The organism is Nonomuraea sp. H19 (genome assembly GCF_052068215.1).
Classification (GTDB): domain Bacteria; phylum Actinomycetota; class Actinomycetes; order Streptosporangiales; family Streptosporangiaceae; genus Nonomuraea.
Window position 1 is genome coordinate 25,175 of sequence record NZ_JBQHCV010000033.1, and the last position, 14,003, is coordinate 39,177.

Here is a 14,003-nt window from a genome sequence, read left to right on the forward strand (position 1 = left end):
CGGGGGCTGCTGGACGGGGTGACATCGGGGCCGGCCCTGCTCACAGGCGGCGCGTTCGGGCCGGAGGCGAGCCTGTACACGGTGGTGTCCGGCGTGCTGCTGACGATCGTGTTCATCTGGCTGGCCCGCCGGCGCGGCAACCTGTGACGTCACGGTCCGGGATTCACCGTTCGCGCTGCTGATGATCGCCGTGTCCTTCGTCCCGGCGCTGCACGGCAAGGGGACGCAGGTCGGCGACCTGCCGGTCCGCCCCCTCGACGCGTTCGCCGTCATGGTGGTCGCCCTGGAGGGCCTCCCGCTCGCCGTGCGCCGGCGGTGGCCGGCCGTCTGCCTCACCCTGGTGTCGCTCGGCTTCGCCCTCGACCAGATCCGTGCCTACCACGCGTTCGCGGGCACCGCCCTGCCCATCGCGCTCATCAGCGCGGCGGCCTATCTGGAACATCACCGGCGCGCCACCGTGCTCCTGCTGTCCGCGGCGTATGTGCCGCTGGCGGTCGCGCTCGACCGGCTCGGCGCGCCCGAACGGCCGGAGGGATTTGTGGTCTTCTACCTGACGCTGGTCCTGGCGTGGTGCATCGGGGCCTGGCTGCGCTCCACCCGGGCCGCCGAGGCCGAACGCCGCCGCCACGTCGCCGAGGCCACCCGCGCCGCCGAGCGCACCCGCATCGCCCGCGAACTCCACGACGTCGTGACCCACCACGTGACGGCGATGGTCGTGCAGGCCGAGGCGGCACGCTACCTGACCGCCGTGCCCGATCGCCTCGACGCGACCCTGAACGCCGTCACCGACACCGGCCGGCGCGCCATCGCCGACCTACGGCACCTGCTCGACCTGCTCAACCCCGACCACGACACCGACGTCAGGACGCCGTCCGTCGGCGAACTCCACACCCTCGTGGAGCAGACCCGTCAGGCCGGTCAGCCGGTGGAGTTCACCGAGGAGGGCAGGCCGGCGGAGTCGGCCGGAAGCGCCGAGTTCGTGGCCTACCGGGTCGTGCAGGAGTCCCTGACGAACGCCCTCAAATACGCCCACGGCAGCCGCACCGTAGTCCGCATGCGCTATGGCGAGAAGGAGATCACCGTGGACGTCAGCACCGAGGGATCCGGCTCGCGGGCCGGCTCTCCCGGCGGGAGCGGGCGGGGCCTGGACGGGCTCCGCGAGCGGGTCGACGCCCTGGGCGGCGAGTTCAGCGCTGACCGGCAGGCGGGCGGCGGCTTCGTCGTACGGGCCCGCATCCCCGCCGGGAGCCCGTGACCGCCCCGCTCCGGGTGCTGATCTGCGACGACCAGGCGCTGATCCGCACTGGCTTCGCGACGATCATCGATGCACAGCCCGACCTTGAGGTGGTGGGCGAGTGCGCGGACGGCCGCGCCGGGGTCGACCTCGCCCGCCGGCTCAACCCGGACATCGTGGTCATGGACGTGCGGATGCCGGTGCTCGACGGCATCGAGGCGACCCGCCTGCTGGCCGGCGCCGGGGTGGAGCATCCGGTCAAGGTGCTCGTGGTGACGACGTTCAACCTGGATGAGTACGTATACGAGGCGCTGCGCGCCGGGGCGAGCGGGTTCCTGCTCAAGGACGCCCCACCGGCGCAGCTGCTGCACGGCATCCGCACCGTCGCGACAGGCGCCGCGCTGCTGGCACCCGAGGTGACGCGGCAGCTCGTCGGCCGGTACGCGGCGCGGATCCGGCCCGCCGAGGGCACGCCGGACGACACCAGGCTGCCCCCCCGCGAGCTGGAGGTACTACGCCTCATCGCCGACGGCCAGTCCAACAGCGAGATCGCCGCGACGCTGGTGATCAGCCAGGAAACCGTCAAGACGTACGTGTCGCGCATCCTCACCAAGCTCGACCTGCGGGACCGCGTCCAGGCGGTGGTCTACGCCTACCGCAACGGCCTGGTGACCTGACCCCGACCGCAGCGGCAGGCCGGCGGATAGTCGGCAGCCCTGCGGGCCCCGCCCCGATCACACATGTGTCGTGCTGGTTCTCGCTCACCAGTCCGCCTCCATTCCCTTCACAGACGTTGTGGCCGGATTTCAGCGGGAACTGACCTGTGCGGCGGCAACAGACCATGGCCGGAAGACGGCCTAGGCGCCTGGCGGCGCCAGCGGCAGGCGGACGGTGAAGGTCGCCCCTTGGCCCAAACCCCCGGAGGTGGCTGTGATGTTGCCGCCGTGGGCGCGGGTGATGCCGCGCGCGATGGTCAGGCCGATGCCACTGCCGCCCGCGGGGGCCGGGCGCCCGGGGTGCTCGACGCGTTCGAACCGGGTGAAGATCCGGGTGAGGTCGTGGGCGGCGATGCCGACCCCGTCGTCCTGGACGGTGATCTCCACGTGCGGGGCCGGGCTGTCGCCGGTGCGCGCGGTGACCGACACCCGGCCACCGGGGTCGCAGGCACGCAGGGCGTTGCCCAGGAGGTTGACCAGCACCTGGGCGATGCGGCCCGGATCGAGCAGGGCTTCGACCGGCGGGCCGGGGGTCATGACGAGCGTGACCTGGGCGTCGTCGAACTGGGGACGCAGCTTTTCGACGGTGGTCTGTGTCAGGGCCGTCATGTCGGTGAGCGAGTGCCGCAGGGTGAACGCGCCCTCCTCGACCCGGGAGAGGTTGGACAGGTCGTCCGTGAGACGCCGCAGCCGGGTGAGATCGTCGGTGAGGGAGGCGAACATGGCGTCGTCGGGGGTGAAGATGCCGTCGGCCATTCCCTCGATCTGGCCGTTGAGGATGGTGATCGGGGTGCGCATCTCGTGGGCGATCTCCGAGACCAGGCGGGCGCGGCGCCGCTCGATGTCGGCGAGTGCGGCGGCCAGCCGGTTGACGTCCTCGACCAGTGCGGCGAGTCCCGGCTCGCGGGGGACGTTGAGAACGTCGTCGTAGTGTCCGTCGGCGAGGCGGTGGGTCGCCGCGCTGACCTGGCGCAACGGCCGGAGCAAGAACCGGGAGAACACGAGGGACAGGGCGAGCGCCGAGATCATGCCGGCGGTCAGTGCGGGCAGGACCATCTCAAAAGCGATGTTTCCTTCGTCCTGGCTGGCCAGCGCGGCCACCAGTGCTTCAAAGTCGGTACGCCCGGTGAGGGGCGCCGGGGGCCCGATCACTCCGGAGGTGGCGTCCATCACCACGAGCGACACGACCAGGACCGTCATGTGGGACAGCGTCAGGCGGATGGTCAGCGGCAGCGCCGGCAGCCGTCGTACCGCGCTGCGCAGCGTGCCGGCCCAGGCGGTCCTCCGGCGACGGGGCGGGCGGGTCATACGGCGGGACGGGCGAGGAAGCGGTAGCCGATGGCGCGCACCGTGCCCACGAACCGGGGCGCACTCGCGTCGTCGCCGAGTGCCCGCCGCAGCGTGCGGACGTGGACGTCCACCACGCGTTCGTCGCCGAAGAAGTCGCTGCCCCATACGTGCTCGATCAGCCCGTGGCGGGTGAACACCCGGCCCGGCGCGCGGGCCAGGGCCACCAGCAGGTCGAAGTCGAGCGCGGACAGCTCCACCGTACGGTCGTCGTCGCAGGTCACCGTACGCGTGTCGGGGTCGATGACCAGGCCGTCGAAGCGCAGCGTCCGTTCCTCCGCGGCCTGGGCCGGGCCTTCCGCGCGGCGCAGGATGGCCCGCGCGCGCAGGGCGAGCTCACGGGCGCTGAACGGTTTGGTGACGTAGTCGTCGCTGCCCGCGGTGAAGCCGATGACCCGGTCCACCTCCTCCGTCCGGGCGGTGAGCAGGATCACCGGAACCTGGCGGATCGCCCGGATCCGGCGCAGCACCTCGAACCCGTCCAGGCCGGGCAGCATCACATCCAGCACGATCAGGTCAGGCTGCTCGCGGACGGCCGAGGCGAGGCCGGACGGGCCGTCCGCCGCCTCCAGGACCTCGAAGCCGTCCGCCTCCAGATAGCCGCGCAGCGTCATCCGGATCTTGGGTTCGTCGTCAACGACCAGAATGCGCTGTGTGCTCATGGTTCTCCCTGCCACGGGCCGTCGTGAGCTTGGCCGCTTCCCGATAGAGCATTTCGAAGGTGTCCAGGGTGTGCTCGATGTCATGGCGGGCGACGATCTCACGGCTGGCTTCGCCCATGCGCGTCCGGCCTTCGGGGTCGTCCAGGATCGAGCCGAGGGCTTCGGCCAGGGCCGGGACGTCGCCGGGCGGGAAGAGCAGTCCGTTGCGTCCTTGGTGCACCAGATGGGGCAGCGCCGTGGCGTCGGCGGCGACGACGGGCTTTCCGGCGGCCATGGCCTCCATCGTAGCCAGGCTCTGCAGTTCGGCGGTGCCGGGCATGCAGAACACGTCGCAGCGGGCGTAGGCGTCCAGGACCTCCTGGTCGCCGACCAGGCCGTGGAAGGTGACGCGGTCGGCGACGCCGAGTGCGCGGGCCAGGTCCTCCAGCTCACGGCGGCGGGAGCCGTCGCCCACGATCTCGGCCGTGACCGGTAGCCACGTGGGCAGCAGCGGCAGGGCGCGCAGGAGTTCGCCCACGTTCTTCTCCGCGTCCAGCCGGCCCACGAACAGCACGCGTAGTCCCTCGCCCTGGTTCTTCGCCGTGTGCTGTGCGAAGCGGTGCAGGTCCAGGCCGCAGGACACCGGGAAGACGGCGTCACCGACGAGACCGTGCCTGCGCATCAGCCGCACGGCGCTGGGGGTGGGGGCGGTGATGACCTGGGCGCGGTGGAAGATGCGTACGAAATCGCGCCAGGCCAGCCGGCACGTGGGGGCGGCGAGCCAGCCGGGAAGGGAGGTGTGGCCGACGAGGTTCTCCGGCATGAAGTGGTTGGTCGCCACCACCGGGAGGTCCGCGCGCCGCGCGGCTCTGATCAGTGTCCGGCCCACGGCGAAGTGGGACTGCACGTGGACGACGTCGGGTGCTATCCGCTCCAGCAGCCGGGCGGCCGGGCTGCGGATCTGCCAGGGCAGGCAGACCCGGAAGGTGGGATGGAACGGGGTGCCGTGTGAGGGGAGCCGGTGCACGGTCGGGCCATCGGGCGTGACGCGCTCGGGACCGGCGCCCGTGGCGGGGCAGATCACGTGGACCTCGTGGCCTCGGCCGGCGAGTCCGGTGGCCAGGCGGTGGGCGAAGTTCGCGGCGCCGTTGACGTCGGGCGGGTAGGTGTCCGCGCCGATGACGATACGCCGGACGGGACCGGGCATGAGGTGCTCCTGTCGTGCGAAGAGGAAGAAGGGGACGAAGGGTGTGAAGGGGGCGGCGGCTGGGTGGGGATGTCGCCGGAGAGGCCGACGACCCCGCCGATCGCGACGGCGGCGAAGACCAGCCCCGCGGCGATGATCGGCACGGTCAGGCCGGGCGCCTCGCCGAGCACGCCGATGCCGATGGTGACGGCGACCAGCGGGTCCACGACGGTGAGGGTCGCCACCGTGCTCTCGGGCGGGCCGTCGGCGTACGCGCGCTGCACGAACCAGAAACCGGCCAGGACCGTCGCCGCCAGACCGGCGAGCGTGCCGAACAGCTGCGCGCTGACGCCGTGCGCGAGGAACTCCTCCGTCGCGGCCCGGACCAGCGTAGAGGTGCAGCCGTAGGCCGCACCCCCGCCTATGCCCAGGACCAGGCACCGGGCCCGGCCCCTGAGCGGATGGGCGGCCAGCAGGCAGACGGCCATCACGGCGAAGACCAGCGCACCGGCCTGGATCTGCGCCGCCACGGGGACCGGGCGGGGGACGGTGTTCAACGCGGCGAGCACCGCGAAGCCGCCCGTCCCGACGAGGATCGCCGCCAGCGCACGGCCGGTGTCCCAGCGCAGCGGGGCGCGTCGCAGCCGCAGCGCCCACACCACGCTGATCACGATCCCGAGCACCCCGGCCGGCTCGACCACGGTCACCGGAGCCAGTCGCAGCGCGATGACCTGCAACACCGCCCCCGCCGCCAGCAGCGCCAGCCCCGCCAGCCAGCGGGGCCGCCGCAGCGCGGCCGCCAGGGACGCGCCACCCGCCGACGCGCTGTGCTGCAGCCAGGTCCCGGCGGTGAAGCAGCAGGCGTTCAGGACCGCCAGGCCGATGGCGAGCCAGGTCATGTGCACTCCCGGCTCGCCGCCACCGCGCCGGCCTGTCTGTCTTCCCGGTTCGCCGCCACCGCGCCGGCCAGGATGAACAGCAGGCTCATCTCCAGGGCGAGGGTGATCCGCTCGGCCAGCCCCAGCCAGCTGCCGATCTCCTGGACCAGCGGCGCCGGGTCGGGGGTCATGACGCACAGGTGCGCGCACATGAAAGCGACGCAGCCCGCCACACTCGCCCAGGAGGTACGGCGCAGTGACCGCGCCGTCGTCTGCCAGCCGGGCCGTTGCCCCAGCCGCCGGGCGATCAGGAGTGTGGCGGCCGGTAGTGCCGCCACGGCTCCGCCCGCCGCGTACCGGTGCAACAACCCTTCTACGGTGGGGACGCCCGGCGGGTCGGTCGGGAAGACCACGGCGAGCGCCAGCCCGCCGCACCACGCGCCCAGCAGGGCGAGCGCCGGCGCGCCGACCGGCAGCCTGGACCGTACGAGTCCGGCGACCAGCGCCGTCGATCCCATCGACAGACAGGCCACGGTGCCGACGAAGATCTGGTCCGCGCCGTCGCTCAGCGCGTAGTCGCTGAACACGTTCCGGACGGTGTCCACCTGCTTCGCCCAGCCGAGGTGCAGGGCGGCGGCGCCGACCAGCGCCCCGGCCAGCCCGGCGTGCGCCGCGACCACGAGTTTTCGGGTGAGGGGAAAGCTGTCCACACCACGACAGCGAACAGGGACATCATGTTGCGCGTACGACTTCGACTGTGAAGCTTCCGTGAAGCAGGCGCCGTGTCCTGGCCGGGGCGCGCGTGCCCGCCGGAGCCGCCCGCCCCAGAAAGCGGGCGCTCGCTGCTGATCTCACCGCAGTCGGCGCCGCAGATCCGTTCGACCTCGGCGTCTTCGCGAAAACAGACTTTCCTAAACCCGGCGACAGGCAGCCGAGACCGGGCCATGAAGACCGGTTCTCAGGGTTTACTCGCACAACTTCCAGGTAACTCACACAAAGGCGCTCTACGGTCGCGGCGTGTCAGCAGAATCGGAATCCGTCGACAGCGACGAGAATCGGAAACGAACATTCCGCCGAATGGGGCTGGTGGCCGCTGCGGTCGTGATCGCGGTCGTGGCCAGGGTCGCCATGTTCGGCCACGAGTCCTTCGACTACAAATTCTTTGTGAAAAGCTGGTATGACTTCATTTCCACGCATGGTGGATTGGGCGCCCTCAAGCACCGTTTTGCGGACTACAACGTCCCTTATTTGTACCTGATCACGTTATTGACCTATCTGCCGATACCCCCGCTCGCCGGAATCAAGATCATCTCGGTGGCGTTCGACCTGGTACTGGCGTACTTCACCTACCGCATCGTCGCGCTGCGCCACATCGGCCGCTGGTTACCGCCACTGGCCGCCCTCATCGTGTTGTTCCTCCCCACCGTGGCGACCAACAGCGGGATGTGGGGGCAGGCCGACTCCATCTACGCCGCGTTCGGCCTGGGCGGCGTGTACTTCCTCCTTCGCCGGCGGCCGTGGGCGGCCGGCGTCTTCTTCGGCCTGTCGCTGGCCTTCAAGCTGCAGGCGGTCTTCCTGTTCCCGCTGCTCCTGGTGCTGGTACTGAAGAAGTGGATGCCGTGGCGGGCACTGCTGGCCGTCCCCGGGGTCGTCCTGCTGCTGGACGTGCCGGCGCTGCTGGCCGGAGCGCCCCTGGGACAGTTGCTGTCGGTGTACGCGCAGCAAGTGGGCTCGTATTCGGCGCTGTCGCTGAACGCGCCGTCGATCTACCAGTTCCTCCCGGCGGGCGCCGACGCGGCGGTGATCCGGCCCATCGGTGTCGCGGTGACCGGGCTGGTGATTGTCGGACTGTGTCTCGGCGTACTGCTCAGCCGAGTGCAGCTGACGACGGCGAAAATCGTGCTGATGGGGGCGACTTCGGCCGTCCTGATGCCGTTCCTGCTGCCGTCGATGCACGAGCGCTACTTCTATCTGGCCGAGGTACTCGCCGTGATCGCTGCGTTCTACCTGCCGCGCCGTCTCTGGTACGTGCCTGTCCTCGTCCAGGTGGCCTCGTTCCTGGCCTATCTCCCCGTGCTGTTCCCGGCGGCGGATTCGATGCCTCCTGGAGACTCGCCAGGGGAGATGTCCACCGGCGAGCCTCCTCCCGGCGGAGACGCAGCGTCTCCCGGCGGTGACCCCGCGTCCGGGGTCCTCGCGGACGCGATGGCGAAGATGTACGCGCCGACCCTGGAGTTCCGGATCCTCGCCGCGCTCATGGCGGTCGCGGTCGTATCCATACTGTGGGCGACATTCCGCGAGTTCCGCCGGAACTCCCGCGCCGGGAGCACAGAAAACACCGGAAACACCGACTCATGATGCGCTCAGTACGCAGGAATCCCCGCGCCGGCCGACGGAGAATGTCAGCGGCCGGGCGCGCTGATACCCATACCGGCATTTCCGTTGTGCAAAGCCGATTCAAGCGCTTGGACGCTGAACGGGTCTCGCGCCATGACACGAACCTGTCATCGGAGAATGTCGATGAATATCGCAGGCTCACAGGCTCCTTTGAGGTTCCGCCCAGCCTCCTCGCGGTTGCACCTGGCAAACCTTTATTCATGATTAGCACTCCAGCCCCGGCGACCCCGCCGGACCTGACCGGTGCGACAAAAGCCGCCACGGTCGACGTCGTGATCCCGGTGTACAACGAGGAACGCGCGCTGCGCGGCTGCGTGGAAGTCCTGAAGTCCTACTTGGGCGAACAGTTCCCGTTCGAGTGGACCATCACCATCGTCGACAACGCCAGCACCGACGCCACCCTGGCGATCGCCGACGAACTGGCCGAAACGACGGATCAGGTCCGCGTGCTTCATCTCGACGAGAAAGGCCGTGGCCGCGCCCTGCGCACGGCGTGGCAATGGAGCGACGCCGACGTGGTCGCTTATATGGACGTCGACCTGTCGACCGGGCTGGACGCGTTGCTGCCCCTGGTGGCCCCGTTGGTCAACGGCCACTCGGACGTCTCGATCGGCTCGCGGCTGGCCTCGGGCGCGAGGACCGTGCGCGGCCCCAAGCGTGAGTTGATCTCCCGGTGCTACAACGCGATCATCCGGCTCAGCCACGGCGCGACGTTCTCCGACGCCCAGTGCGGATTCAAGGCCGCGCGCACGGACGTGATCCGCCCGCTGCTCGACCACATCAAGGACGACAACTGGTTCTTCGACACCGAACTGCTGTTGCTGGCCGAGCACAACGGACTGCGGGTGCACGAGGTGCCGGTCGACTGGGTCGAGGACATCGACACCCGGGTCAAGATCGGGTCGACCGCGCTCGAGGACATTCGCGGCCTGATCCGGGTGGCGAGGGCGAAAGCCGGCGGCACAGCGAGAGTCGCCGACCTGCCGAGGCGTCCGGAACCCAAGCCGTCCCACCCGGACGCGGTGGTGTCCAGACGGGACACCGGTCTGGTCTGGCAACTGTTGTCGTTCGGCGCGATCGGCGTCTTGTCCACGGCGGTCACGCTGCTGCTCTACGCGCTCTTCCGGTCGGCGATGGACCCGTTGACGGCCAACCTGCTGGCCCTCGTGATCACCACGATGGTCAACACCGAGGCCAACCGGCGGTTCACGTTCCTCGGCTCCCGTGGCTCGTCGAGCCGGGTGCACCTGCAAGGTCTCATCGTTTTCGGTCTCTACTACGCGTTCACCTCGAGCGCGCTGCTGGTCCTGCACTCCGCAGTGGCCGGGCCTTCGCGACTCCTCGAGCTGGTCGTGTTGCTCGGCGCGTCCGTGCTGGGCACGGCCGGCCGGTTCGTCCTGCTGCGTGGCTGGGTTTTCAACCAGGGAAAGGGAAACACATGACCGCCGCCGACACTGGCCAAGCGGAGCAGACAGTGCCCATCGAACCGGCAGGGCAACCTGCCAGGCGCCGGCCGCGGTACGCGCTCATCGCGATCCTCGTGCTGGGGGCGGCGCTGTACGGCTGGGGGCTGTGGAGCGGCAGCTGGGGCAACACGTACTACACCGCCGCGGTCAAGTCGATGTCGTTGAACTTCACGAACTTCCTGTTCGCTTCGCACGACCCGGCCGGTGTGGTCACGGTGGACAAACCGCCGCTGGCGTTGTGGCCGCAGGTGGTCTCGGTGTGGATCTTCGGCTTCCACAACTGGTCCGTGCTGCTGCCGCAGGTGATCGAAGGCGTCGCGGCGATCTTCCTGCTGCACCGGACGGTCCGGATGTGGGCGGGGGAGAACGCCGCGCTGATCGCCGCCTTGATCTTCGCGCTCACCCCGATCACCGTGGCGACCACCCAGACGAACAACACCGACACCATGCTCCTCCTCACGCTCGTCGCGGCGGCCTACGCCTTCACCCGGGCGATGAAAGCGGTGGAACCAGGCAGAAGGACGAAGTGGCTGCTGTTCACGGCCTTCCTGGTCGGTTGCGGCTTCCTGGCGAAGATGGCGGCCGCGTACATCGTCCTTCCTGCCCTTTTCGCCGCTTACCTGGTCGGCAACAAGGCGCCTTGGCGCCGTCAGGTGCTCGACCTGGCCGGTGCGGCCGTGGTGCTGGTGGCGAGTTCACTGTGGTGGGTCGCGGCGGTCGACCTGTGGCCCGGCCAGAAGCCGTACATCGGCGGCAGCACCAACGGCACGGCCCTGGACCTGGTGCTGGGCCACAACGGGCTCGGCCGCGTGTTCGGCGCTGAAGGAACGGCGAACGGCGGGGCGGCGACCGGTACGCCCCCGCCGGGCGGAGGCGGCCCCGGCGGCCCCGGCGGCCCCGGCGGCCCGTCGTTCGGCGGCCCGTCCGGTATCGATCGGATGTTCGCCGACGCGGTCGGCGGGCAGATCAGCTGGCTGCTTCCGTTGGCGCTGATCGCGCTGGTGGTCGCGGCGGTGCTCGGCTTCCGGCGGTGGCGCCGGTCTGCCCCGGCGGACACCGCCGACCGCGCGGGCTGGGTGCTGTGGGGCGGCTGGCTCTTGGTGTACGCCCTCGTGTTCAGCTTCCAGAAAGGCGTCTTCCACCCGTACTACACCACCGTCATGGCACCCGCGATCGGAGCACTCGTCGGTGCGGGCACAGTGTGGGCGTTCCGGAAGTACCGGGAGCCCGAGGGACGGAGCTGGCTCGTGCTGCCCGCCGGCGTCGCGGTGACCGCGGTGTGGGCGTGGGTGGTCATCTCCCGGGACACCTCGTGGCACGGCTGGCTGCGGTACGCGGTGGTGATCGTCGCGCTGGCCGCGATCCTGGCCTTGGCGCTGCGCAAGATCCAGAGGGTGGCACCCGTGCTCGGGCTCGTCGCGGTGTTGCTGGCACCTGCCGTGTGGTCGGGGGCCAGTGCGTTCGCCTCCACCGCCCCCGCGAGCTTGCCGGCCGCGGGGCCGGCGGACAACGAGATGCCGATTGGCTTGGACGGTGGGGAACTCACCGCGGACCAACGCAAGATCCTGGACTACGCCAAGTCACATTCGTCCGGAGCCGAGATCACGATGGCGGTCGAGGGCGGCGCCCAGGCCGCGAACACGTACATCGTCGCCACCGACGAGACCGTCATCGGAATGGGCGGGTTCGACGGCCGCGACCCGGCGCCCTCGACGGACCAGCTGACCGCGTGGGTGCGGGCGGGCAAGCTGCGGTTCGTGCTCATCGGCGGGCTGGCCGGCGGCGGGATGGGGGACGACAACAGGGTCATCGAGCGGTCCAAGTGGATCGAGCAGCACTGCAAGCCCGTGCTCACCGCGATCGGCGAGGGCGAGACGCTTCACGAGTGCACGGTCGGATGACTCACAGCGTGTTCCCAGGAAGTTCCCAGGTTCGTCTTCGACCCTGGTCAGGTGGATCAGCAGCGTGGTGAGGCAACTGTCCTCGTAGTGGACGACGAACCGAACATCCTGGAGCTGCTGTCGGCAGCGCTCCGGCTCAGCGGGTTCACCGTGCACGCGGCGGACTGCGGAGCCGAAGCGCTGGCCACGGTCCGGCGCGTCCGGCCGGACATCGTGATCCTGGACGTGATGCTGCCCGACACCGACGGCTTCGACCTCGCCCGCAGCCTCCGTACGGTGCACGACCAGCTGCCGGTGCTCTTCCTGACCGCACGCGACGCCGTGGCGGACCGGATCGCGGGCCTGACGGCCGGTGGCGACGACTATGTGACCAAGCCCTTCAGCCTGGAGGAAGTGGTGTTGCGGCTGAGGGCGATCCTCCGGCGCACCAACGGCGGCGCTGACGTCCCGCCGGACGGCGGCACCTTCCGGTACGCCGATCTCGTGCTCGACGAGGACGCCCACGAGGTCCACCGGGCCGGCCGGCTGGTGCCGCTGTCGCCCACGGAGTTCAACCTGTTGCGGTACCTGATGGTCAACGCCGAGCGGGTGGTCAGCAAGGCGCAGATCCTCGACCGGGTGTGGAGCTACGACTTCGGCGGGGACGGCCGGATCGTCGAGTCGTACATCAGCTATCTGCGCCGCAAGATCGACTCGGTGGAACCGCCGCTGATCCACACCATCCGGGGCGTCGGCTACTCACTGCGGTTGCCCAGGGAAGAGCGTTGAGCAAGAACCGGTGGCGCAGACCGTGGACACTACGGGCGCGCCTGATCATGGTATTGCTGGTGCTGGCCACCGTCGGCGTGGGCACCATCGGGGTCGCGAGCGTCGTGCTGCTCCGCACGTCGATGATCGACCGGATGGACGACCAGCTCAGGGACTTCGCGCAGCGGGTGGACGGCCGCCCGGTAGGGTTGTCGCCGTCGCCGGACGACCTTCAGCGCCAGTCCGACGGTCTGCCCACGGACTTCGCGGTCCTGGTGCTCTACGACAACGGGACGCCGGAGCTGTCCGCCCCGGTCACCGCGGACGGGCCGGTACTGCCGATGATCAACTCGACCACCATCGGCCAGTACGACGAGCGCCCGTTCACGGTCGACGACAGGCGGGGCGGCGCCGGGTGGCGCGTCCTGGTGTCGCGGCGGACGACGCCCGAAGGGCCGCGGATCGTCGTGGCCGCACAGTCGACGGAGACCACCGAGGTGACCGTGACGCGGCTGATCTGGATCGAGGCCGGGGTCGGGATCACCGTGCTGCTCGCCCTCGGCGTGGGTGGGTTCCTGCTGGTACGGCTGGGACTGCGGCCGCTGACCAAGATCGAGAAGACCGCGGAGGACATCGCGGGCGGCCACCTCGATCTGCGGGTCGCGTCGGATTCACGTACCGAGGTCGGCCGGCTCGGCGGCGCCCTGAACACCATGGTCGGCAGGCTTTCCGCCGCGCTGCGCCAACGGGAGCAGTCCGAGGCGCGGCTGCGCAGGTTCGTCATGGACGCCTCGCACGAACTGCGCACCCCGCTGACGTCGATCCGCGGCTTCGCCGAGCTGAACCGCCGCGGCGGCGCCCCGGACCGGGCCGACGTGGACCGGCTGATGGGCCGGATCGAGGACGAGGCGATCCGTCTGGGCCGGCTGGTCGACGACCTGCTGCTGCTGGCCCGGCTGGACCAGGAACGCGCGCTCGACCTGGCCGAACTGGACATCCGCACGCTCGTCGAGGACGCCGTGCACGACGCCAAAGCCCGCGACCCGGAGCGGCCGCTGATCCTGGAGAGCGCCGACAAACCGGTCCGCGTCACGGTGGACGAACATCGGATGCGCCAGGTGATCACGAACCTCGTCAGCAACGCCATGGCCCACACCCCGCCCGGCACGCCCGTACACGTCCGCGTAGACGTGCCCGCCGAACAGCCCGGACCACCTGTGGCCGCGGCGGGGAGCCTCGAATCGCGCGGCCGCGTCGTGCTGGAAGTGATCGACGAAGGACCTGGCGTGCCGCTGGAGGCCGCCCCGAACATTTTCGACCGGTTCTACCGGGTCGACGAGGCCCGCTCCCGCACCCGCGGCGGCACCGGACTCGGCCTGGCCATCACCGCCGCGATCCTGGAGGCCCACGGCGGCCGCGTCGAACTCAGGACGGCGCCCGGCGAAGGCGCTCACTTCACCGTGCTGCTTCCCTGGTCCTAGGCCGGGGGA

12 protein-coding genes and 1 pseudogene are annotated in these 14,003 nt (G+C 70.3%); 8 read left to right on the plus strand and 5 right to left on the minus strand.

Annotation, left to right across the window (positions count from 1 at the left end; translation table 11 throughout):
* Nucleotides 1-18: 18 nt before the first annotated feature.
* From ACTMTI_RS47395 to ACTMTI_RS47405, 3 genes and pseudogenes are all read left to right on the plus strand, one after another.
* On the plus strand, nt 19-147 hold the full coding sequence (locus ACTMTI_RS47395; RefSeq protein ID WP_441127445.1) for a hypothetical protein: 129 nt from the start codon (nt 19-21) through the stop codon (nt 145-147).
* A pseudogene (locus tag ACTMTI_RS47400) lies at nt 146-1,255 on the plus strand (sensor histidine kinase); the annotation flags it as partial. The gene ACTMTI_RS47395 and the pseudogene ACTMTI_RS47400, both read left to right, overlap by 2 nt.
* Entirely contained in the window at nt 1,252-1,911 is a 660-nt protein-coding gene (locus tag ACTMTI_RS47405; protein WP_441127446.1) for a response regulator, read from the plus strand. The pseudogene ACTMTI_RS47400 and the gene ACTMTI_RS47405, both read left to right, overlap by 4 nt.
* A gap of 180 nt (nt 1,912-2,091) precedes the next feature.
* On the opposite strand, the gene ACTMTI_RS47410 is transcribed toward ACTMTI_RS47405, so the two are convergent.
* From ACTMTI_RS47410 to ACTMTI_RS47430, 5 genes are read right to left on the minus strand one after another with little or no spacing between them, the layout of a single operon-like run.
* Complete coding sequence (locus ACTMTI_RS47410; protein WP_441127447.1) at nt 2,092-3,258, minus strand: sensor histidine kinase; 1,167 nt, start codon at nt 3,256-3,258, stop codon at nt 2,092-2,094.
* Complete coding sequence (locus tag ACTMTI_RS47415; protein ID WP_441127448.1) at nt 3,255-3,959, minus strand: response regulator transcription factor; 705 nt, start codon at nt 3,957-3,959, stop codon at nt 3,255-3,257. The genes ACTMTI_RS47410 and ACTMTI_RS47415 overlap by 4 nt, the downstream gene beginning before the upstream one ends.
* The gene (locus ACTMTI_RS47420) at nt 3,931-5,124 is read right to left on the minus strand and encodes a glycosyltransferase (protein WP_441127512.1); all 1,194 of its coding nucleotides are present in this window, start codon (nt 5,122-5,124) and stop codon (nt 3,931-3,933) included. Before ACTMTI_RS47420 ends, ACTMTI_RS47415 begins: the two co-directional genes overlap by 29 nt.
* Entirely contained in the window at nt 5,019-6,023 is a 1,005-nt protein-coding gene (locus ACTMTI_RS47425; RefSeq protein WP_441127449.1) for a DMT family transporter, read from the minus strand. The genes ACTMTI_RS47420 and ACTMTI_RS47425 overlap by 106 nt, the downstream gene beginning before the upstream one ends.
* On the minus strand, nt 6,020-6,712 hold the full coding sequence (locus ACTMTI_RS47430) for a DUF998 domain-containing protein (protein ID WP_441127450.1): 693 nt from the start codon (nt 6,710-6,712) through the stop codon (nt 6,020-6,022). Before ACTMTI_RS47430 ends, ACTMTI_RS47425 begins: the two co-directional genes overlap by 4 nt.
* A 367-nt stretch (nt 6,713-7,079) precedes the next feature.
* On the opposite strand from ACTMTI_RS47430, the gene ACTMTI_RS47435 reads away from it, so the two are divergent.
* The 5 genes from ACTMTI_RS47435 (at nt 7,080) to ACTMTI_RS47455 (ending at nt 13,994) form a co-directional block, all read left to right on the plus strand.
* On the plus strand, nt 7,080-8,360 hold the full coding sequence (locus ACTMTI_RS47435) for a glycosyltransferase 87 family protein (protein WP_441127451.1): 1,281 nt from the start codon (nt 7,080-7,082) through the stop codon (nt 8,358-8,360).
* A 41-nt stretch (nt 8,361-8,401) separates the two neighbouring features.
* The gene (locus tag ACTMTI_RS47440; RefSeq protein ID WP_441127452.1) at nt 8,402-9,841 is read left to right on the plus strand and encodes a glycosyltransferase; all 1,440 of its coding nucleotides are present in this window, start codon (nt 8,402-8,404) and stop codon (nt 9,839-9,841) included.
* Nucleotides 9,838-11,766, plus strand: a complete 1,929-nt coding sequence (locus ACTMTI_RS47445) for an ArnT family glycosyltransferase (RefSeq protein ID WP_441127453.1) — start codon at nt 9,838-9,840, stop codon at nt 11,764-11,766. Before ACTMTI_RS47440 ends, ACTMTI_RS47445 begins: the two co-directional genes overlap by 4 nt.
* An 87-nt stretch (nt 11,767-11,853) precedes the next feature.
* Nucleotides 11,854-12,534, plus strand: coding sequence for a response regulator transcription factor (locus tag ACTMTI_RS47450; RefSeq protein ID WP_441127454.1), 681 nt, complete (start codon nt 11,854-11,856; stop codon nt 12,532-12,534).
* Entirely contained in the window at nt 12,531-13,994 is a 1,464-nt protein-coding gene (locus ACTMTI_RS47455; protein WP_441127455.1) for a sensor histidine kinase, read from the plus strand. The genes ACTMTI_RS47450 and ACTMTI_RS47455 overlap by 4 nt, the downstream gene beginning before the upstream one ends.
* The last annotated feature ends 9 nt before the right edge of the window (nt 13,995-14,003 follow it).